This is a genomic window from Amycolatopsis sp. AA4 (assembly GCF_002796545.1).
In the GTDB taxonomy this organism is placed as follows: domain Bacteria; phylum Actinomycetota; class Actinomycetes; order Mycobacteriales; family Pseudonocardiaceae; genus Amycolatopsis.
In genome coordinates, this window is sequence record NZ_CP024894.1 from 3613219 (window position 1) to 3631036 (window position 17818).

Consider the following 17818-nt stretch of genomic DNA (forward strand, 5'->3'; position numbering starts at 1 on the left):
TCAGGCCTGCGACTGGCGGGTCGGACGGCCCCTGCCCAGCGTCCGCGCGCGGTCGAGCAGTCCGGTTCGCGCCGAGGCGAGCGGGGCCGACGGCGCGCCGTCCTTCCGGCGGATCCCGGCGACCAGGTCCCGCACGGTTTCGGCCGAGCTGTGCCGCGGCGTCCAGCCGAGCACGAGCCGCGCCCGCGAGGTGTCGACCAGCGCGGCGCGGTCGGCGAGTTCGAGCCAGCCGGGGTGCAGCGGCTGGAGTCCGGCGAGCCAGGCGGCGCGAGCGACCGTCCGCGCGACGGGCTTCGGCACCGAGACCCGGGTGCCGCCCACCGCACGCGCGAACGCGGCGGCGTCGAGCACGTCCTCGGCGGCGAGGTTGAACGGGCCGACCGCACGCTGCTCGAGCGCGAGCCGGAAAGCTTCGGCGACGTCGTCGGTGTGCACGGCCTGCAGCCGCAAGCCCTGCCACAGCGGCACCGGCGAGAACCGGCCGCCGACCAGGCGGGGCGGCAGCACGGGCGGGAGCAGCCAGCGGGTGAATTCGCCGGCCGCGCGCCGCTGCAGGATCGCGCACGGGCGCATCCACGCGACGGCGACGTCCGGGTGCGCGGAAATGAACAGTTCCAGCGCGTCTTCGAGATCCGCTTTGCCCCGGCTGTACGCGCTCGCCGCGATCCCGCGGCACGGCCAGTCCTCGGTGACCTTTTCGTCGTTCGGCTCCGGCGCGTAGGCCGCGGCCGAGGAGGCGCACGCCAGCTGTCCGACGCCTGCGTTGCTGACGGCCTTCAGGACGTTCGCGGTGCCGCGCTCGTTGGTGCGCGCCATCGGCGGGTCGCCCCACGCGGGGGAGATGGCCCAGGCCAGGTGCACGACCGCGTCCGCGCCGCTGAAGATCTCGGTCAGCACCTCGTCGGCACCCGGCGCGCCGATGTCCACTGAATGCCACTCCGCTCGCGAGTACGGCTCAGCGACGCGATCCGGCACCCGGCGCGCGACGCCGACGATCTCGTGGCCGGGTCCGAGGGCACGCAACAGCGCGGTGCCGACGTTGCCGCTGGCGCCTGTGAGCACGATCCGCATGCGGGCGGTTTACCCGCTCCGCCCGGACGGAAACCGCCCGGCACCCTCGCGTGTGCTGTCGCGCACACAGCGGCATCCCCGAAACGCGGGCCTTCCAGGAGGGCGGAAGGACCTGGTCATCCGCCGCTGCCCAGTCCAATTTGACACTTCATGCGAACACATGTTCGACTCCAGTCCTGGGACGCCGAGAACGCGGACGGCCCGGAGCGGGGAAGCGAGCAGGTGAGCCAGAGGTGAGCGAGTGGCCGTCGACGGTGCGGAGAGTGGATCCGCCGATTCCGGTATGGGTGGGCGTGCGCAAGCTGCTCGTGCTGGGCACGGAGATCCTCGCGCCGCGCGACCGCGCCGGGCTGCGGATCGAGACCGAGCATCCCGGGCTGCTGTTCGAGTGGGCGCGCCGCGAGGACGGCGGGCTGCTCGGCTGGGTCACCTACCAGCTCGTCACCGCCGACGAGCAGTGGTCTCGGCCGGTCAGCCACTACGTGCCCGCGCACCTGCTCCGCCGCCGAGGCCCCGCCCGGCGGCAGCAGTACGGCGACTACCGGCCCCGGACGCACGGGTGACGAAGGGGCGTGCGCGGAAACCGGCGCCCGGGTAGTAATTTCCCCTTGGGAGAGAGGGGAGCGGACGACAGTGGCACGTCTTCATGTCGGCTGCGCGATGTGGACGCACAAGGCGTGGCCCGGGCGGTTCCTGCCGTCGTCGCTCCCCGCCAAGGAACGCCTGCGGGCCTACGCGGGCTGGTGCAACGCGGTCGAAGGCAACACCACTTTCTACGCGACCCCCGCGCGAAGCACGGTCGAGACGTGGGCGCAGCAGACCGGTCCCGACTTCCGGTTCGTGGTCAAGGTGCCCAAGACCGTGACGCACGAGCGCCGGTTCGCCGGGGTCGAGACCGAGATGCGGGCGTTCCTGGACGCGCTCGAACCCCTCGGCGAGCGGGCGGTGCTGTGGACCCAGGTGCCCGGTTCGTTCGGCCCGGCGGACGTCGACGTCCTCGGCCGCTTCCTGCGCCGCCTCCCGGCCGGCCTCCGGCGTGCGGTGGAGGTGCGGCACCCCGAGTTTTTCACTGACGCCAGGGCGACGTCGCTGCTGGAGGGAACGCTCGCCGCCGCGGAGGCGGAATGGGTGCCGTTCGACACCACGGTCTTCTTCCAGCGCCCGCCGACCAGCGAGGCCGAGCAGGACGCCTGGGCCAAGAAGCCGCGGCTGCCGCGCCGGACGCGGGCGCTGACCGACCGGCCGGTCGTCCGCTACTTGGGGCGGGATTCGGTGGAGGAAACCGTCGAGGGCTGGCGGCTGTGGACTGAAGTGGTCGCTGGCTGGTTGCGGGAAGGCCGCTCGCCGACGGTTTTCCTGCACACTCCCGACAACGACGAGGCGCCGGCGCTGGCCCGGCGGTTCCACGACGACGTGCGCGCGCTGGTGCCGAGCCTGGAGGCGCTGCCCGAGCCGGAGCCGGTGGAGCCCGCGACATTGTTCTGAGCGCCGTCGATTAGCGGAACTGATCGCGGGTCGCGGAAATTCGCGTGAACCAGGACGCTTTTTCCTGCGCCCCCGGCCGATTCCTCGCGGAATGGTTTTCGGCTGTCTTTGCTGGGTTCGAGTGTGCGCGCTCGCACGCGGCGAGCTGACCATCACCGGCGGCTTGATCGCCCGCAACCACAGCGGCCAAGACGGCGGCGGCGTCGGACTGCACAGCACGCGCAAACGCCCAGTCGCGCACTTCCGGATCACTGGAGCGAGAATCGCCGACAACATCGCGGGCGGCTGCCGAGGGGCCGCCTGACTACTCCGCCGGAACGAACGCGATCAGCCGCTGATGCGGATCGTCGACCACCTGCAGCACCACCTGGTCCACCGGCTCCTCGACGCCGCCCGGCAGCCGGAGCCGCACCCGCAGGTGGGTGTGCGGCAGCACGACGTCGTTGCGCTCCCAGAGGGCCTTGAAGGCGGGGTCGGGGAGCAGCTCGTCGATCCAGTCGCCGGCCGGCGGGCCCGCCGGGGTGCTCGCGCGCACGATGCCGATGGTCGTGCGCCGCATCGCTTCCAGGTCCGCGAACCGGCTCTGCAGGACCGGGTCGGTGAACAGCAACTGCACGTACCGGCGGCGTTCCGGCGAGACCGCGCCGAAATCGGTCAGCAGGCGCGCGGCCGCGGCGTTCCAGGCCAGGACCGACGTCTCCGGTCCGACGAGGATCGCGGGCACCTCGCCCATCCGGTCGACGAGGCGGCGCAGCGGATCGCTCGGCTCGGGGTTCGGCGCGGGGGCGTCGGCGACCGCGACGAGATCGAGGGCGTACCGCGTCTGGTCGTCGTCCAGCCCGAGCGCGGCGGCGACGCGGCGGATCACGTCGGTGCTCGGCATGACCCGGCCCTGTTCGATCCGCGTGTAGTACTCGTCGCTGACGAAAGCCAGCGCTGCGACCTCGCCGCGCCGGAGGCCGGGCACCTGGCGGCGTTCCGATCCGGCGGAGGCGGGCGGCGGGGCTTCGTCGCGGCGGGCGTGCAGGAACGCGCCGAGCTGCCTGAGCCGCGGGTCACGCGCCATCAGCGGGGGCTCCGGGGGAGGGGGATCGGATTCTTCCCCTCCCGAGCCTGCTGTCGAGGGCGCACGGTGGAGGCATGATCGACCGCGAACGCATCGACGTCCACACCCACCTGGTCCCTCCGTTCTGGGGCGAGGCTCTCGCGCAGCACGGCGGCGACCCGTCGGGCTGGACGCTGCCGCCGTGGACGCCCGACGACCACCTGAAGTTCATGGACGCCAACGGCATCGCCACGAGCGTACTGTCGCTCACCGCCCCGAGCGTGACGGGCTGGGCCGGCTCGGCGCGTCGCGAGATGGCCCGCCGCGTCAACGAATACACCGCGGAGCTGGTGCGGGAACGCCCGGACCGGTTCGGGTTGTTCGCGACCGTCCCGTTGCCCGACATCGAAGGCGCGGTCGCGGAGGTCGACCACGCGTTCGGCGCGCTCCGGGCCGACGGGGTGGTCCTGCTTTCCAACTACGACGGCGGCTACCTGGGCGACGGCCGTTACGCGCCGCTCTGGGCGGCGCTGGACCGGCGGCGCGCGGTGGTCTTCGTCCATCCCGCGCATCCGCTCGTCCCGCTGCTCCCCGGGATTCCGGGGCCGCTGGTGGACTATCCGTTCGACACCACCCGCAACGCGGTGCACATGGTGTTCCACGGCATCACCGAGCGGTATCCGAACGTCCGGATCATCCTTTCGCACGCAGGCGGTTTCGTGCCCTTCGCGGCGTTGCGGTTCTGCCAGATCCAGGCCGCGCTGGAACCCGCCGGGCCGACCGCCGAAGACTTCCTGGCCCGATTCCGCCGCTTCTATTGGGACACCGCGCTGTCGTCGGGCGAATACGCTTTCGGCGCGCTTTCCCGGTTCGCCGACCCGGCGCGGATCCTCTACGGAAGCGACTTCCCTTACGCTCCACCGGAAGTGGGCACCCGCTTCACCGAGATCCTGGACACGGAAAGCGGATTGACCGCCGGACAAAGCCGCGCGATCGATTCCGGAAACGCCCGCGCGCTTTTCCCCCGGCTGGGCTGACGACGCGTCCGGCCGTGCTGTATCACCGCACGGCCGGACGCGTCGTTCAGGGCAGTGGCGCGTACGCCGCCGCGTCGCCGATCCGGGCGGTGCTGCGCACGCGATCGGGTCCGCCGCCTGGGCGGCCGGAAGCTCACCTCGCTTCGACGAGATCCACCGCGGTCGGCCCGTCCGGCAGGTCCGCGAGCAGCCGCCCGGCCTCCACGGCCACGGTCCGGTCGCCGTACGGGGTGCGGGCCCAGTACTTTCCCGGGGGCGGCAACAACGTCGTGCACGGCGTGACGATTTCGCCTCGGACCGTCCCGTGCACGCGATGCGGACGGCCGAGAATCGCCGCGGCACCGACGAGATCACCCGCCGTGACCAGGGTGCGGACCAGCGTCGAGGAACAACCGGGAAGCAGCTCGACGGCATGCGCGGTGAAGCCGGAGACGTGCCCGAGCTTTCGCAGGAGGGCGGGGTCCCCGGCCCCGCGGTGGCCGAAACGGAAGTTGCTGCCGGTGACCACGGCGGTGGCGTCGAGGGCGCGCACCAGGACATCGGCGACGAACTCCTCGGCGGACGTCCGAGCGAGGCATTCGGTGAACGGCAGGACGAGCACCTGGTCGGCTCCGTGCCGACGGGCCAGTTCGGCGCGGTGTTCCACCGTCGCCACCGGTGTCGTGTCGCGCGGTCGCCCGGCGATGGTCGCGGGGTGCGGGTCGAAGGTCGTGAGGACTACCGGCGCGCCGCGCTCGCGACCGAGGCGCACCGCTCGGTCCAGCACCCTTTGGTGCCCTCGGTGAAGTCCGTCGAAGACACCGAGCGCGACGACCGACGGGCCCCAGCCGTCCGGCACCTCGGCGGTGCCGTGCCAGAAAACGGTGCCCACGCGAACCTCCCGGGATCGGACAGTGCTGGGAACCGCGGCGCCCCCGGGGAACGCGAGGGCGCCGCGGCGGATCAGAAGCCCCGCTTCTTCAGGAACGAGACGTCGTCGTTGCCGATGAGGTCCGGCACGGTCCAGCCGTCGAGGTCGTATTCGGCGAGGCACTGTTCGGCCAGGCCCTTCATCGACTCGGTGGTGCCCTGCGCCTCGGCGGCGAACAGCAGCTCGGCCTTGACGTTCTCGTGGTTGCCGGAGTAGTTGCGCTCGTAGAGTTCGTGCCGTCCGCCGAACTCCGAGCCGACCGCGTCCCACAGCGCCTTCATCACCTTGACCCGGTCGACCGCCTCGTAGCCGTTGGAGCCGCGCACGTACTTGTCCAGGTACGGCCGCACCTCGGGGGTCTTGAAGTCGATCGAGTGCGAGTTGAGGTAGATCAGGCCGCTGGCGACGTCGGATTCGATGATCTCCTTGATCCGCGGGTAGGCCTGGATCATCAGCATCCGGTAGGTCAGGCCGTAGTCGAGCTTGGGCAGCAGCGCGCCGTTGGTCCACTCGTCCGGGTTGCGCGCCATCGCGTCGGCGAGCGCGAAGAACGTGTTGCGCCATCCGACGACCTCGCCAACGCGGGTCTGCACGCCGCGGAAGTCCTTGCTGCCGGTGATCTCCAGCGCCTTGAGCAGCAGCCCGGCGATGAAGTCGATTTTCGTGGCGAGCCGGATGCAGCCGTGGAAGGTGAACCGGGGGATGAAGCCGGAGACCGGGAAGAACCCGTTGATCTTCTCGATGTCGCCGTAGAGGAACACGTTCTCCCACGGCACGAGCACCTTGTCGAACACGAAAATGGTGTCGTTCTCGTCCATCCGGGACGACAGCGGGTAGTCGAACGGGCTGCCCATCACCGCGGCCTGCTGCGTGTAGGACGTGCGGCAGATCAGCTTCACGCCCGGCGCGTCCATCGGCACCGTGCAGATGAGCGCGAACTCCTTCTTCTTGATCGGCAGCCCGTAGTGGGCGATGAAGTTGTAGTTCGTGATGGCCGACCCGGTCGCCACGACCTTCGCCCCGGAGACGACCAGTCCCGCGTCGGTCTCCTTCTCGACCTTCATGAACACGTCGCCGACCTCGTCCGGCGGCAGGTTCCGGTCGACCGGCGGGTTGATGATCGCGTGGTTCCAGTACAGGACCTTTTCCTGCGACTCCTGGTACCAGCGCTTCGCGTTGTCCTCGAACGGCGCGTAGAAGTCGGAGTTCGCGCCGAGCGTGCCGAGGAAGCTGGCCTTGTAGTCGGGGCTGCGGCCCATCCAGCCGTACGTCATCCGCGACCAGGTTTCGATCGCGCGGCGGTCGGCGAGCAGGTCGTCCACGGTGTGCGGGCTGCGGAAGAACGGGTGCGTGACGCCGCCGTTGCCGGTGTCGGTCGGCACGGTCAGCGCGTCGCGGGTGTCCGGCGAGTGCAGCGCGTCGTACAGCCGGGCGGTCATCCGGACCGGGTTGCGGAAGGCGGGGTGCGTGGTGACGTCCTTGACGCGCTCGCCGTAGATCCACACCTCGCGTCCGTCCTGAATGGACTGGATGTACTCGTCGCCGGTCATCGGCGCGGAAGCGGTGGGGGCGGCGGCCGCGGAGCGGTCCTGCTGGATGGTCATCGCGATGTCCTTTCGGAAGGGGGTCAAGCCGCGTGGGGGCGGAGCGGGGTGAACGTGGTCGAGGCGCCGAACCAGCCCGCCTCGGGGCAGTCGAGCGAGCCGCCCCAATGGGTGCCGGTCTCGCGGGGGCCGAGCTCGCGGAACGCGCCGGCGTAGAACAGCAGCGGCTGCCGGTCTTCGACGGCGATGTCGACGACTTCGCCGACCACGATCAGGTGGTCGCCGCCGTCGTAGGTGCGCCACGGGCGGCACGAGTACACCGCTGCGGAGCCGACCAGGACCGGCGCGACCGGCCCTTCGGCCCACTCTGGCCCGGGATCGGCCGGGCGTCCGGCGAAGTGCCAGGCGGTGTCTGCCTGGTCCGCGCCGAGCACGTTGACGGCGAAGGCGGCGCCGTCGAGGTAGCTGCAGGCCTTCGATTGCCGGGTGAGCGTGACCTGGCACAACGCGGGTTCGAGCGAGACCGCGGTGAACGCGTTGACCGTGGCCCCGTGCGGGGTTCCCCGGTCGTTGCGGCAGGTCACCACGGTGACTCCGGTGGCGAACCGGCCGAACGCGTCGCGCAGTTCGCGGGACGGAACCGTCATCTCGCACCTCCTCGTGCGATGTACGCTATGCGTACAGAGTGAACGCTGTGCGTGCAGTGAGTGGAAGGATGCATCAGGAGGCGATGGAGGTCAAGGCCGGCACCGGAGCGGGTGAAATACTGCGGAGCGTGACGGCAGCCGGAAACGAGCGCGACTTCGTGCAGAGCCTCGAGCGCGGGTTCGCCGTGCTCCTCGCGTTCGACGAGGAGCGCACCAACCCCACGCTCACCGAACTCGCGACGGCGACGAACCTGTCCCGTCCCGCGGTGCGCCGCCTGCTGCTGACCCTGCAGCGGATGGGCTACGTGACCAGCGACGGGCCGCGCTGGTCGCTGACTCCGAGGGTGCTGACCATCGGCCAGCACTACACGGCGACCCGGGCGATGATCGACCTGGCGCATCCGCACCTGCTGCGGCTGGCGGAGGCGACCGGGGAGTCGGCGTCGCTGGCGGAACTCGACGGCAACGAAGCGGTGTACGTCGCCCGGGTGCCGGTGCGGCGGATCATGAGCATCAACGTCGCGGTCGGCACCCGGCTGCCCGCGCACGCGACGTCGATGGGGCGGGTGCTGCTGGCGTGGGCGGGCCCGGAGCGGATCACCCGCTATCTGGAGGAGGCGCCGCTGCGCTCGTACACCGCGCGCACGGTCACCGATCCGGCGGAACTGCGGACCGTGCTCTCCGGGGTGCGCGGCGCCGGTCTGTCCATTGTAGACGGAGAGCTGGAAGAAGGCCTGCTGTCCGCGTCGGCCCCGGTGCGCGACCGGACCGGGGCGGTCGTCGCGGCTCTTGCTTCGTCGACGGCCACCGGACGGCTCGCGCCGGAGCGCCTGCGCAAGGAAATCGTTCCGGTGCTGCTGGAAACGGCGGCGGCGATCAGCACGGACCTCGGATACGACCCGAGGCCCGTGCCGGTGAAGCGGGACGGATTCTACTGAGCCCGCTGCCGGATCATCCGATCAGCGAAGGACTTCGCGTAAGCGCCCCGTCGCGCGCGACGATCCTTCCCCGCTTCATCACCAGACTGCGCGGCGGCGGAAGCACCACGAGTTCGCCGAGCGCTTCACCGGGCAGCACGACCAGATCGGCGACGTCTCCCGGCGCCAGAGCGCACTTCTCGTACCCGAAAGCGGTTTCCGGCCCGTCCGCAGCGCCGACGGACGCTACCTGGCGGGCGTGCAGACCCACGTCGGCCGCCGGTCGTGGGACCAGGTGCATTTCTTCGACGTGACAACGGGAACGCGTGCAACCTGCCGGAATCACCTGAACTGATCCGAGGTCTCCCGGACATCCACGACGGCTCGGTCTATTTCACCCGCCCGTCGTGGAGCTGCTCGACCTGGCCGCCGGGACAATCAGCGAACACCCGCTTCCCGAGGGCTGCGAGTCCGGGGAAACGGTGCCGACCGCCCCGGCCTGGGAATCCCCCGACACCTGGCCTTCTCCCAGCCCCACCACGGTTCGACCCCCCGCGTCGTCCGATGGTGCTTGTGGCGTGCCGCTTTCGGGTATTTCGACCTGCCCGGGAGCGCGGGATATCGACCGTTCCTGATCGAACGTGGTGGAGCCGAACGCTCCGGGCCGCCGTCATCGAGGCGGCGACCCGGAGCCATTGCCGGGCTCTGGTGTTCAGCTTCAGTGCCGCGCCGCCGCGACCGGGGTGGCGACCGCCAGCTTCCACACCGCGTAGCCGATCGCGTCGGAGTTCTTCTCCAGCGGCGTGTCCGGGATGTTCGACGTCGTGTCGCAAGCGCGGTGGTAGCAGTTGTCGAACGCCGCGCCGGGCGTGCCGCCCCACTTCTCGGCCTGTTCGTAGCTCTTGATGTCGCCCGCGCCCGTCGCGAGGCCGCCGACCGGGATGCCCGCGCGTTTGAACGACGCGTGGTCGGACCGGCCGTCGCCTTCGGTGTCGCCCTCGGTCTCGATGTTGATGGAGGCGAAGTACTCGTCGAAGACGGCCTTGACCGAAGCGACGTCGTCGTAGACGAAGTAGCCCCAGTTCTTCGAACCGATCATGTCGAAGTTGAGGTAAGTCTTGATCTTCGCGCGCTCAGTGCTCGACAGCGTGCTCACGTAGTACCGCGAGCCGACCATGCCGGACTCCTCGTCGGCCCACCACGCGAACCGGACGCGTTTGGCCATCGCCGGATTGGTGCGGGCCAGGGTCAGCGCGACCTCGAGGATCGACGCGCTGCCGGACCCGTTGTCGTTGATGCCGGGGCCGGCGCTCACCGAGTCGAGGTGCGCGCCGAGCATGAGGACCTGGTTCGTGTCGCCCTGCGGCCATTCCGCGATCAGGTTCTGCGAGCGGCCGATGCAGCTCGTGCAGGTCTGGCGCTTCGTGGTGTAGCCCGCGTTCTTGAGCAGGTTCTCCACATAGGTCACCGACGCCGCGTACCCGCCGCCGCGCGGCGAGCGGGTGCCGCCGTTGTTGCGGGCGATCGCCTGGAACTGGTTGAGGTGGGTCTTGATGTTGGCCAGCGAGATGTCCGGGGCCGCGAGCGCCGAGGCGGGTGCGGCGGTGGCCGCGGGCACGCCGACGACGCCCAGTACCGCCACCAGGGCGGTGACCCCGGCGCCGAGTCTTGTCTTCCACTTCATGACGGTGCGTTCCTTCGGTTGGGGTGGGGGAGCGGGGATTGCCGGGTCCCGCGGCGAACGGGACCCGGCATCGTCAGGTCAGCGCGTCGTGCAGGTCGGCTCGCCGGACACCGCGGGCACCGAGACGGCGTTCCACGCGGCCTTGGTCGCGGTGAACTCGGTGCAGCTGCCCGGGTAGAGCGCGATCGCGGCCTGGAGCGTCGCCTTGCGGGCCGCCTTGTGGTTCCACGACGAGGTCTTCTTCAGCAGGCCGTTGTAGAAGATCTTCGCGGCCTTCTGGATGCCGATCCCGGTGACGCTGCTGTTGTTGCAGGTCGGGCTGGAAGGCTTGCCGCCGCCCGGGTTCGAGCCCTCGGCGAGCAGGTAGAACCAGTGGTTCTGCGGACCGGCCGCGGCGTGCACCTCGGTGCTCGGGATCGACGACGAGTAGCAGTTCGGGTCGCCGGCCTTCGACGGGTCGTACATGTAGCGGATCGGGCCCTGGCCGACCAGGTTGACGCCCTCGCCGACCTCGTAATCCGGCCGGTCCTTCGCGTTGTTCGCGTACGCCTCGGTCATCGCGCCGAAGATGTCGCCGGTCGACTCGTTCAGACCGCCGTTCTCGTTGCCGGAACCCGCGCCGCCCGGGGTGGTCTGGAAGATGCCGTGCCCGAATTCGTGGCCGACGACGTCCATCGACGTGGCCTGCCGCCGGTTGTCCTGCGAGTGCCCGAAGTGCGTCGAAGAACCGTCCCAGTAGGCGTTGACGTCGTTCAGGCCGACGGACGCCGGGTAACCGCGGCCGGTGCCGCTGATGCCGTCGCGGCCCAGCCAGTCCTTCAGCATCTTCCACTCGGTCTGGACGCTGAAGAGGGCGTCGACGCAGCCGGTTTCCAGGTTCGTGCCCGAGCCGTTGCCCCAGCTGTTGTCCGGTCCACTGTAGACAGACCCGCCCTCGCGGCCGCAGCTGATGCCAGGGCGGCCGGGGTCGCGCATCGAGTACGAGCTGCCGGAGCCGGTGGTGTCGATGGCGACCGTGCCGACGTAGTAGCTGTTGCCGGTGCCCGCGGCGTTCACCGCGTTCGGCTGCGCTTGTGCCGGGGATTCGGCCCCGGAGCTGAAGGTTTTGATGTCGTCACGCTGGTCGAGCACAGCGCCGGTGGCGGCGTCCACGAACACGTGGAGCTTGCTCGGCGCGGTGGCAGTGCGCCCGGTGACGACGACTTCGTAGGCCAGCTTCGGATTCGTCCCGGCCAGCACCACCTTCTCCGGAGCGCTCACACTGTCCACAGTGGGCAGTTGAGCGCGCGCGGCGGAGGCGGCCTTCGCGGCGTCGAGAACGGCCTGCGTCCCGACGGCGATGGGCGCGGTTTGCGCGACGCTGGTGTCGCGGACGTTCCCGGCCCCGTCTGCGACGACGACCGCGTCGCCGCCGACGACCCGCAGGCCCTGGTACGTGCGTTCGTAGGCGCTGTAGAAGAGTCCGGCGTCGCCCGCGGTCAGGCCGACGCGCCGGAACGCCTCCGCGGGGCCGCGGCTGAGCCCGCCGAGCCCGGAGGCGACCGCCTGGTCGGCGGCGCGAGCGGCAGCCGCGTCCGGGGACGCGGGCTGGGCCGGAGAGGCCGCGCTCGCCGGGATCGCCGGCAGCGCGAGGGACATGGCCAGACCGGCGGCGGCCGCCAAGCCCGTGGTGAGTCCGCGATGGGGCATCGAGGTCTTCCTTCCATGAAGGCAGGACGATGGGTGCGGGGAGGGAGAACGTGCCCGGCCGCTTACGGTGGGTGTGCGGCCGAGCACAGTCGAGTAAAGGATCAGCACATCGGGGCGTCAATGCTCCAAACGGACCAACGGAATGTTCCGGATTCGCCGGGCAATTGGTATCTGCCTTGCCGGTACTGGGATTTTTGGCGCGTTCGGGGCCGAGGCGACTTTCGTAGGGAATGTCCTGAGTGCCGTACCAATGTCGGAAATTCCAGGCGGCGGGGAGGGCCGCGCGCCGGGAACCGCACTTCGCCGGCCAGGGCGAAGCAAGCTCAGCGGGCCCGCTCGCCTCCGGTCAGGGCCGCGCACACTTCGGGAGCCGCCGTCCACAGTCCTAAATGGTCAGTCGTCACCGTCCGGCACTCCATGCCGTGTGCCCGGGCGCGGACGGACATGGGCGCGAAGGGGGAGTGCTCGCCGAAAAGCACGTAGCGGCTCGGCGGTCGCTGGCTCGAAGACGGCGGCAAGCGTTCTTCGTGGGTGGCGAGGTCGAGCGGCCGCAGTCGGGACGCCACGTCGGGGTCGGTGAATCCGAGCGCGGCGAGCCCGAACGGCGGCACGGTCCGGCCCGACGGGTCGTGGGACATCGCCGCGTCGGTGAACGGCCGACGCAGCATCGGCATCAGGTCGAACGCGGATTCGCCTGGCGAGGGGAGGAAAGCATCGAGATAGACCGCTTCGCGCACCTGCTCCGGATGCGCGTCCGAGACACCGGCGACGACCATCCCGCCGTAGCTGTGGCCGACCAGGACGACCTGGTCTTCGAGGAGCCGCCCGACCTCGCCGAGGTGCTGCCGCAAGCCTGAACCGGTGAGCGTGGGCGCGGCAACGGTGTGCCCTTGCTCGGACAGCAGTGCCGCGATCCGGTCCCACACCCAGCCGCCGCACCAGGAGCCGTGCACCAGGACGTAGTGGCTCACGGCGCGGGTATCTTCGCGACGACGTCGACCTCGACCAGCACGTCGGGCGCGAACAACGCGGCGACGCCGACGAGCGTGCTCGCCGGGGCCGCGGGCACTCCTTCCCGCAGCGGGCCGAAGAGCGCGAGGAGCGGTTCGGGGCGATGGTCCACCACGTAAACGGTTTCCTTGACGATGTCCTCGCGTCCGCAGCCGGCGGCAGCAAGCGCGACGTCGAGGTTCCGCGCGATCTGGCGCATCTGCGTCAGATGGTCCGCGCCGCACAGGTTCCCGTGCTCGTCCCAAGCGACTTGCCCGGAAAGGAAGACGAGGTCGCCCACGCGTACGACAGGGGTGAAAGCTCCCGGGAGGCAGTGCAGCCCGGCGGGCGCCAGGTACTCGGTCATCGCCGCGCCTCCCCGGCCCAGGCCGTGATCGCGGCTTCCCGGAGCGCGGGGTCCGGCGGATCGGTTTCGCGGCGCACCCACGCGAGGTGCCCGTCGGGCCGGACGAGAGCTTCGCCGAGATTCGCCGGCTTGGCGTCGGCCGCCGTGATCCGGTCTTTCCAGCCTTCGGCCACCTGTGCCGCGCCGTCCCCGAGGTAGCCGAAAGTGCCGCTGCGCACCAGATTCGCGCTCTCCGGATCGAGCGTCCGGGTGCCGACGAGCGGGTCGCTGTCCGGGGCCGGATAGGACGTCGACAGCGCGGACACCAGACCGGCTAGCCGGGCATTGACCTCGGGGATCTCGAGCAGCGAATCCAGCAGCCCGCGCAGCGCGGCGACCGGGCGCTGGTAGTCGGGAACCAGGGTGAGTTCGAGCAGCAGCGTCTGCGCCTGGGTGTTGTCGGTGACCAGTTGCCCGATCGGGAAACGCTCGGCGTGGTAAGTGTCGAGCAGGCCTGCCGTCGCCCAGCCGTTGATCTCGGCGGCGAGTTTCCAGCCGAGGTTCATCGCGTCCTGCAGCCCGGTGTTGAGGCCCTGGCCCGCCGCGGGGAAATGGATGTGCGCCGCGTCGCCCGCGAGAAACACGCGGCCGGAGCGGTAGTTCTCGGCCAGCCGCGTGGCATTGCCGAACCGCGACAGCCAGCGTGGTTCAGCGATCCCGAAGGAGGTGCCCGTCAGCTCCACCAGCGTTTCGCGAAACTCTTCGAAACTCACGGGTTCCGTTGCCGGGACGCGCATTCGCCGCGGACTGGTCACCACCAGGCGAGTCAGTCCTCCGGAAAGCGGCGCAACGAGCACCGGACCTCGCCCGGCCGCGGCGATCTCTTCCTGATCGACGACGGCGAAGTCGCCGAGCATCGAACTCATCGTGCCGTCCGATCCGGGGAAGCCGATGCCAGCGGACTCCCGGACCTTGCTCCGGCCGCCGTCGCAGCCCACGACATACGCCGCGCGAAGCCGGAAGTCACCGTCCGGTCCGGTGCCGACGACCTCGACCCCGTCGTCGTCCTGCTTCAGCGACACGACTTCGTGCCCGTAGACGATTTCGACGCCCAGTTCCCGCGCGCGTTCTTCGAGCAATTCCTCAGTCCGCGCCTGCTCGAGGAACAGGGTGTAGCCGTGCCGAGTGTCGAGGGCGGAGAAGTCCAGTTCCCGCGACAGGCCGGCGAAATGCCAGCTCGGGACGGTGCGGCCCTCGGCGAGGAACCGGTCGGCGAGGCCGCGCAGTTCGAGGATCTCGATGCTGCGCGGGTGCAGCGTGAGCGCGCGGGACTGCCCGTGCCGCGCGCTCTGCCGTTCGAGGATCCGGACCCGCACTCCGGCCAGCGCCAGTTCGCTGCCGAGCAGCAGTCCCGTCGGGCCTGCCCCGCTGATCACGACATCGGTGTCCACAGCCGCCTCCACTATTTTCCGAACAACGTTCATGTAAACCTTCCGCCAGTGTCCTGAGGAAGCGCGAAGCTGTCAAACACGCTGGTAGGCTCACCTCGACATGACCGCGCACCCGCCCCGTACCCGAGGCCGCCCGCCCGCCGCCGACCGCGCCCGCGTCACCGCCGCCGCGCTCCGGCTGCTCGACGAAGAGGGCCTCGACGCGCTCACCATGCGAAAACTGGCCGCGGCGGTCGGCGTCCAAGCGGGGACGCTGTACGGCTACTTCCCGACGAAAACGGCCTTGCTGACCGCCATGGCCGAAGCGATGCTGGACGGCTGCCGCGCCGCGGCCGACGGAATCGCCGAACCCCGCGAGCGGGTCCTGGCCCTGGCAAGAAGCCTGCGCACCGCACTTCTGTCCTATCGCGACGGTGCGCGGGTGTACGCGGGCACGCACGCGACCGGCCCGAACACCCTCGGCTTCGCCGAGGCCCTCAACGGCGCCTTGTGCGAGGCCGGACTCGATGCCGCGGCGGCGATGAAAACCGCGCTCCTGGTCCTGCACTTCGCGACCGGCCACGCCCTGGAAGAACAAGCAGCTCTCCAGTCCGGCCCGGACCTGGGCGCCGACATCGCCCACCTGCGCGAAGCAATCCAGGACGGCGACTATCCGCACCTGGCCGAGGCTCAGGACCACCTGACCGGAACGGATCTGTCCGAACTTTTCGAACAGGGCCTGCGGTTGCTCACCGCGGACCTGCCCTGAGCGGCTTTCCCTTCCGCGGCTCGACCTCGATCTCGGGGAACAGCACCGCTGAATCACCCGGTGCTCGCTAGAGTTCGCGCATGGCGGTGCTGGAGATCTCCGATCTGGTGGCGGAGTGGGATCCGACGACCGGAGAGCGACGTCCGGTGCTCCGGAGCGAAGCGGTCGCCGCTCTGCGCGAGGCCGGGGACGAACGGGCGGCCCGGATCGTGGAGCGGATCCCGGTCCTCGGCGACGTGCTGGATCCGGCGGCGGTCGACCGGCTGCTGATCCGGGTCCACACCGAACTGCAGCGGCTCAACGAGGAAGTCCGCATGGCACAGCGTTTCGCGGAACTGCTCGTGCCGATCCTCGCCGCGGTCCGGGCGGCCGGGATCCGCCCGCGGGTGGTGGACGTCGGGTGCGGGCTGGGGTTCCTGGTGCGCAGCCTGGCCAGTTCCGGCGTGCTCGGCCGCGACGTCGAACTGGTCGGCGTGGATTTCAATCGCGCTCTCGTCGCCGAAGCGAACAGACTGGCCCAAGCCGAGCAACTCCCGTGCACATTTGTGTGCGGGGACGCTTTCGCGCTGACGGAGGACGCCGCCGTCTACCTGTCCTGCGGAGTACTGCACCATATTCCGGCCGGTGCCCTGCCGGAATTCTTCCGCGCCCAAGACCGCGCGGGCGCCCAGGCGTTCGTCCATTACGACATCGCCGCGACCCGGCTGGCGCCGTTCGGTGCGTGGCTGTTCCACCGCGCCCGGATGCGGGAGCCGCTGGGACGGCACGACGGCGTCGCCTCCGCGCGACGCGCCCACAGCGACGCGGTGCTGCGGTCGGCCGCCGCGCGAGCCGCCGGGATGGAGATCTTTCTCTTCGAAGCGACCAGGTACCTCAACCCGCTCTGCGCGGCGATGCGTCCGGTTGTCGGCCTCCGCCCGCACTTGACCGGCGAGGTCCTGCGTGCGCTGGGCCGCCGGGCCGGCGCGTTGGCCCCAGCGGGATGAGCGTCCTGGTTCCGCTCGTGCTGGGCACCCTCGCGCTCCTCGACGCCGCCCTCGCGGGTTTCCGGGCAGCAACCGGCCGCAATGCCCTGATCCGCAAGCGTTCCTACTACCTGGCCGCCTCTCGCCGAGGTCTGGCCGGCGGCGCCGCGGGCCTGGGCCTTCTGGCGTCGCTGATCGGGGCGGCCTTGGCGTTCTCGGCCGATCCCGGCGCCCGGTACGCCGGACTGGTCGCCGCGGGTGCGCGGATGCTGCAGGTACTGGGACCCTTCGCCGCGATCGCGGTGCTTTCGCTGCTGGCGTACTGGCTGCTTCCGCTGCGGGGCAGCACGTTCGTGATCCTGATCGGTCTCGGACCGTTCACGCTGGCGAGGCCGGTGGTCGTGTTCGCCGCCGCGCTGTGGTCGGCGGCGGCGTCGAGCGACTGGCTCGCCTGGACGGTCGCGCTCGCGGCCGCGGTCGTCGTGCTCGCGGTCGAACCGCTCGTCCATCGCCGCTGGTACCGGCCAGGGGATTGACCGGGCCCGACGCGGTCTCGACACGTCCCACGACCCGGTGAACCCGGCTGGCGTGATCGAGTTTTCCGGCGAATAGTGCGTACTCGGCGGGAAATGCGCCGCTCCGGACCGCGAAGGCCTTGAGTTCCAGCGGGAAGCGGCTTCCGGCGGCGGGAGTTCTTGCGCTCCGCGGGACTGAATCGGGATCCTGGGCGCACCGAGGTACAGGGGAGGAGCTGGGCGATGGACGACGTGGAGCTGACGCATCGCGAATGCGTCCGGCTGCTCCGGTCACCCGAACGGGGCCGTCGCGGGATCGTCGCGATCGACGGGCTCACGCCCGCCCTGCGGATCTGTCTTCTTCTCGACGCGGGCGACGTGCTGATCCCGACCGGGCCGGACAGCGGGCTCGTGCGGGTGGCGGCGTTGCGCCCGGTGTCGCTGGAGTTCACCGATCAGGACAAGGACGGGCGGTTGCGCTGGACGGTCCGCGGAATCGGCCTGGCGCGGCCGATGACCGGGCTCGACGTTCCGCGTCCGGTGCCGCGCAGCACGGTTCTCGCGGCGATGCCGGACGCGTTCCGCAACGGGGTCCGGGTCGTGGTGGCCCGTTATCGCGGCAACCGCTCGGTGATCCCCGCGCCGCGAGACGGCTCGGAGCCGCGCGGGTAAATAGCTCGGTCGGACGAATTTCGGCGCCTGTTCGGGTGCTTCCAGGGGCAGCCGCGAAGGTGCCTGCGCCCGGAAATCCGAGCGCAGGCACCACGCCATTCT

General features: G+C 70.5%; 20 protein-coding genes. 9 read left to right on the forward strand and 11 right to left on the reverse strand.

Annotated elements, in window-relative coordinates:
• Complete coding sequence (locus CU254_RS16880) at nucleotides 1–1071, reverse strand: NAD-dependent epimerase/dehydratase family protein (protein ID WP_009077707.1); 1071 nt, start codon at nucleotides 1069–1071, stop codon at nucleotides 1–3.
• 233 nt (nucleotides 1072–1304) lie between these two features.
• On the opposite strand from CU254_RS16880, the gene CU254_RS16885 reads away from it, so the two are divergent.
• From CU254_RS16885 to CU254_RS16895, 3 genes are all read left to right on the forward strand, one after another.
• Entirely contained in the window at nucleotides 1305–1634 is a 330-nt protein-coding gene (locus tag CU254_RS16885; RefSeq protein WP_009077708.1) for a hypothetical protein, read from the forward strand.
• Between the two features lie 97 nt (nucleotides 1635–1731).
• Nucleotides 1732–2556: a DUF72 domain-containing protein gene (locus tag CU254_RS16890; protein ID WP_037713923.1), complete on the forward strand. Its 825-nt coding sequence runs from the start codon at nucleotides 1732–1734 to the stop codon at nucleotides 2554–2556.
• A gap of 121 nt (nucleotides 2557–2677) precedes the next feature.
• A complete protein-coding gene (locus CU254_RS16895; protein ID WP_037713925.1) occupies nucleotides 2678–2860 on the forward strand; it encodes a hypothetical protein in 183 nt (60 codons plus the stop codon).
• Here CU254_RS16895 and CU254_RS16900 read toward each other — a convergent pair whose 3' ends face one another.
• The gene (locus CU254_RS16900) at nucleotides 2861–3622 is read right to left on the reverse strand and encodes a helix-turn-helix domain-containing protein (protein ID WP_009077715.1); all 762 of its coding nucleotides are present in this window, start codon (nucleotides 3620–3622) and stop codon (nucleotides 2861–2863) included. It abuts the gene before it with no gap.
• 74 nt (nucleotides 3623–3696) lie between these two features.
• Between CU254_RS16900 and CU254_RS16905 the strand changes: the two genes are divergently transcribed.
• Complete coding sequence (locus tag CU254_RS16905; RefSeq protein WP_009077718.1) at nucleotides 3697–4638, forward strand: amidohydrolase family protein; 942 nt, start codon at nucleotides 3697–3699, stop codon at nucleotides 4636–4638.
• A gap of 133 nt (nucleotides 4639–4771) precedes the next feature.
• Here CU254_RS16905 and CU254_RS16910 read toward each other — a convergent pair whose 3' ends face one another.
• The 3 genes from CU254_RS16910 to CU254_RS16920 all read right to left on the reverse strand — a co-directional run bounded on the left by CU254_RS16910 (nucleotide 4772) and on the right by CU254_RS16920 (nucleotide 7739).
• Complete coding sequence (locus CU254_RS16910; RefSeq protein WP_050788204.1) at nucleotides 4772–5509, reverse strand: adenylyltransferase/cytidyltransferase family protein; 738 nt, start codon at nucleotides 5507–5509, stop codon at nucleotides 4772–4774.
• A gap of 71 nt (nucleotides 5510–5580) precedes the next feature.
• A complete protein-coding gene (locus CU254_RS16915) occupies nucleotides 5581–7152 on the reverse strand; it encodes a 4-hydroxyphenylacetate 3-hydroxylase family protein (RefSeq protein WP_050788205.1) in 1572 nt (523 codons plus the stop codon).
• 23 nt (nucleotides 7153–7175) lie between these two features.
• Nucleotides 7176–7739 carry a flavin reductase family protein gene (locus CU254_RS16920; protein WP_009077724.1) on the reverse strand — a complete coding sequence of 188 codons (564 nt, stop codon included), beginning with the start codon at nucleotides 7737–7739 and terminating at the stop codon, nucleotides 7176–7178.
• Nucleotides 7740–7822: 83 nt separating this feature from the next.
• On the opposite strand from CU254_RS16920, the gene CU254_RS16925 reads away from it, so the two are divergent.
• Nucleotides 7823–8677, forward strand: coding sequence for an IclR family transcriptional regulator C-terminal domain-containing protein (locus CU254_RS16925; RefSeq protein ID WP_009077725.1), 855 nt, complete (start codon nucleotides 7823–7825; stop codon nucleotides 8675–8677).
• 13 nt (nucleotides 8678–8690) lie between these two features.
• Here CU254_RS16925 and CU254_RS43665 read toward each other — a convergent pair whose 3' ends face one another.
• The 6 genes from CU254_RS43665 to CU254_RS16955 all read right to left on the reverse strand — a co-directional run bounded on the left by CU254_RS43665 (nucleotide 8691) and on the right by CU254_RS16955 (nucleotide 14849).
• Nucleotides 8691–8957, reverse strand: coding sequence for a hypothetical protein (locus tag CU254_RS43665; RefSeq protein WP_009077726.1), 267 nt, complete (start codon nucleotides 8955–8957; stop codon nucleotides 8691–8693).
• 417 nt (nucleotides 8958–9374) lie between these two features.
• Nucleotides 9375–10340 carry a M28 family metallopeptidase gene (locus tag CU254_RS16935; RefSeq protein ID WP_037713929.1) on the reverse strand — a complete coding sequence of 322 codons (966 nt, stop codon included), beginning with the start codon at nucleotides 10338–10340 and terminating at the stop codon, nucleotides 9375–9377.
• A 78-nt stretch (nucleotides 10341–10418) separates the two neighbouring features.
• A complete protein-coding gene (locus CU254_RS16940) occupies nucleotides 10419–12029 on the reverse strand; it encodes a M4 family metallopeptidase (protein WP_009077727.1) in 1611 nt (536 codons plus the stop codon).
• Nucleotides 12030–12352: 323 nt separating this feature from the next.
• Complete coding sequence (locus tag CU254_RS16945) at nucleotides 12353–13000, reverse strand: alpha/beta fold hydrolase (protein ID WP_009077728.1); 648 nt, start codon at nucleotides 12998–13000, stop codon at nucleotides 12353–12355.
• Nucleotides 12997–13386, reverse strand: a complete 390-nt coding sequence (locus tag CU254_RS16950) for a RidA family protein (protein WP_037713931.1) — start codon at nucleotides 13384–13386, stop codon at nucleotides 12997–12999. Before CU254_RS16950 ends, CU254_RS16945 begins: the two co-directional genes overlap by 4 nt.
• Nucleotides 13383–14849, reverse strand: a complete 1467-nt coding sequence (locus CU254_RS16955) for an FAD-dependent monooxygenase (protein ID WP_009077730.1) — start codon at nucleotides 14847–14849, stop codon at nucleotides 13383–13385. Before CU254_RS16955 ends, CU254_RS16950 begins: the two co-directional genes overlap by 4 nt.
• A 67-nt stretch (nucleotides 14850–14916) precedes the next feature.
• Here CU254_RS16955 and CU254_RS16960 point away from each other — a divergent pair, with 67 nt between their 5' ends.
• The 4 genes from CU254_RS16960 (at nucleotide 14917) to CU254_RS16975 (ending at nucleotide 17716) form a co-directional block, all read left to right on the forward strand.
• A complete protein-coding gene (locus CU254_RS16960) occupies nucleotides 14917–15564 on the forward strand; it encodes a TetR/AcrR family transcriptional regulator (protein ID WP_009077733.1) in 648 nt (215 codons plus the stop codon).
• A gap of 80 nt (nucleotides 15565–15644) precedes the next feature.
• Nucleotides 15645–16550, forward strand: coding sequence for a class I SAM-dependent methyltransferase (locus tag CU254_RS16965; protein WP_009077735.1), 906 nt, complete (start codon nucleotides 15645–15647; stop codon nucleotides 16548–16550).
• The gene (locus tag CU254_RS16970; RefSeq protein WP_009077737.1) at nucleotides 16547–17065 is read left to right on the forward strand and encodes a hypothetical protein; all 519 of its coding nucleotides are present in this window, start codon (nucleotides 16547–16549) and stop codon (nucleotides 17063–17065) included. Before CU254_RS16965 ends, CU254_RS16970 begins: the two co-directional genes overlap by 4 nt.
• A 222-nt stretch (nucleotides 17066–17287) precedes the next feature.
• The gene (locus tag CU254_RS16975; protein WP_009077739.1) at nucleotides 17288–17716 is read left to right on the forward strand and encodes a hypothetical protein; all 429 of its coding nucleotides are present in this window, start codon (nucleotides 17288–17290) and stop codon (nucleotides 17714–17716) included.
• Nucleotides 17717–17818 lie beyond the last annotated feature (102 nt).

What these genes read in the sequence shown, in the direction of transcription:
- CU254_RS16880 (WP_009077707.1), bottom strand. Translation starts at nt 1,071, where the DNA reads ATGCGGATCGTGCTCACAGGCGCCAGCGGCAACGTCGGCACCGCGCTG.
- CU254_RS16965 (WP_009077735.1), top strand. Translation starts at nt 15,645, where the DNA reads ATGGCGGTGCTGGAGATCTCCGATCTGGTGGCGGAGTGGGATCCGACG.
- CU254_RS16925 (WP_009077725.1), top strand. Translation starts at nt 7,823, where the DNA reads ATGGAGGTCAAGGCCGGCACCGGAGCGGGTGAAATACTGCGGAGCGTG.
- CU254_RS16900 (WP_009077715.1), bottom strand. Translation starts at nt 3,622, where the DNA reads ATGGCGCGTGACCCGCGGCTCAGGCAGCTCGGCGCGTTCCTGCACGCC.
- CU254_RS16935 (WP_037713929.1), bottom strand. Translation starts at nt 10,340, where the DNA reads ATGAAGTGGAAGACAAGACTCGGCGCCGGGGTCACCGCCCTGGTGGCG.
- CU254_RS43665 (WP_009077726.1), bottom strand. Translation starts at nt 8,957, where the DNA reads ATGCACCTGGTCCCACGACCGGCGGCCGACGTGGGTCTGCACGCCCGC.
- CU254_RS16955 (WP_009077730.1), bottom strand. Translation starts at nt 14,849, where the DNA reads ATGAACGTTGTTCGGAAAATAGTGGAGGCGGCTGTGGACACCGATGTC.
- CU254_RS16920 (WP_009077724.1), bottom strand. Translation starts at nt 7,739, where the DNA reads ATGACGGTTCCGTCCCGCGAACTGCGCGACGCGTTCGGCCGGTTCGCC.
- CU254_RS16960 (WP_009077733.1), top strand. Translation starts at nt 14,917, where the DNA reads ATGACCGCGCACCCGCCCCGTACCCGAGGCCGCCCGCCCGCCGCCGAC.
- CU254_RS16890 (WP_037713923.1), top strand. Translation starts at nt 1,732, where the DNA reads ATGTGGACGCACAAGGCGTGGCCCGGGCGGTTCCTGCCGTCGTCGCTC.
- CU254_RS16950 (WP_037713931.1), bottom strand. Translation starts at nt 13,386, where the DNA reads ATGACCGAGTACCTGGCGCCCGCCGGGCTGCACTGCCTCCCGGGAGCT.
- CU254_RS16970 (WP_009077737.1), top strand. Translation starts at nt 16,547, where the DNA reads ATGAGCGTCCTGGTTCCGCTCGTGCTGGGCACCCTCGCGCTCCTCGAC.
- CU254_RS16915 (WP_050788205.1), bottom strand. Translation starts at nt 7,152, where the DNA reads ATGACCATCCAGCAGGACCGCTCCGCGGCCGCCGCCCCCACCGCTTCC.
- CU254_RS16975 (WP_009077739.1), top strand. Translation starts at nt 17,288, where the DNA reads ATGGACGACGTGGAGCTGACGCATCGCGAATGCGTCCGGCTGCTCCGG.
- CU254_RS16905 (WP_009077718.1), top strand. Translation starts at nt 3,697, where the DNA reads ATGATCGACCGCGAACGCATCGACGTCCACACCCACCTGGTCCCTCCG.
- CU254_RS16940 (WP_009077727.1), bottom strand. Translation starts at nt 12,029, where the DNA reads ATGCCCCATCGCGGACTCACCACGGGCTTGGCGGCCGCCGCCGGTCTG.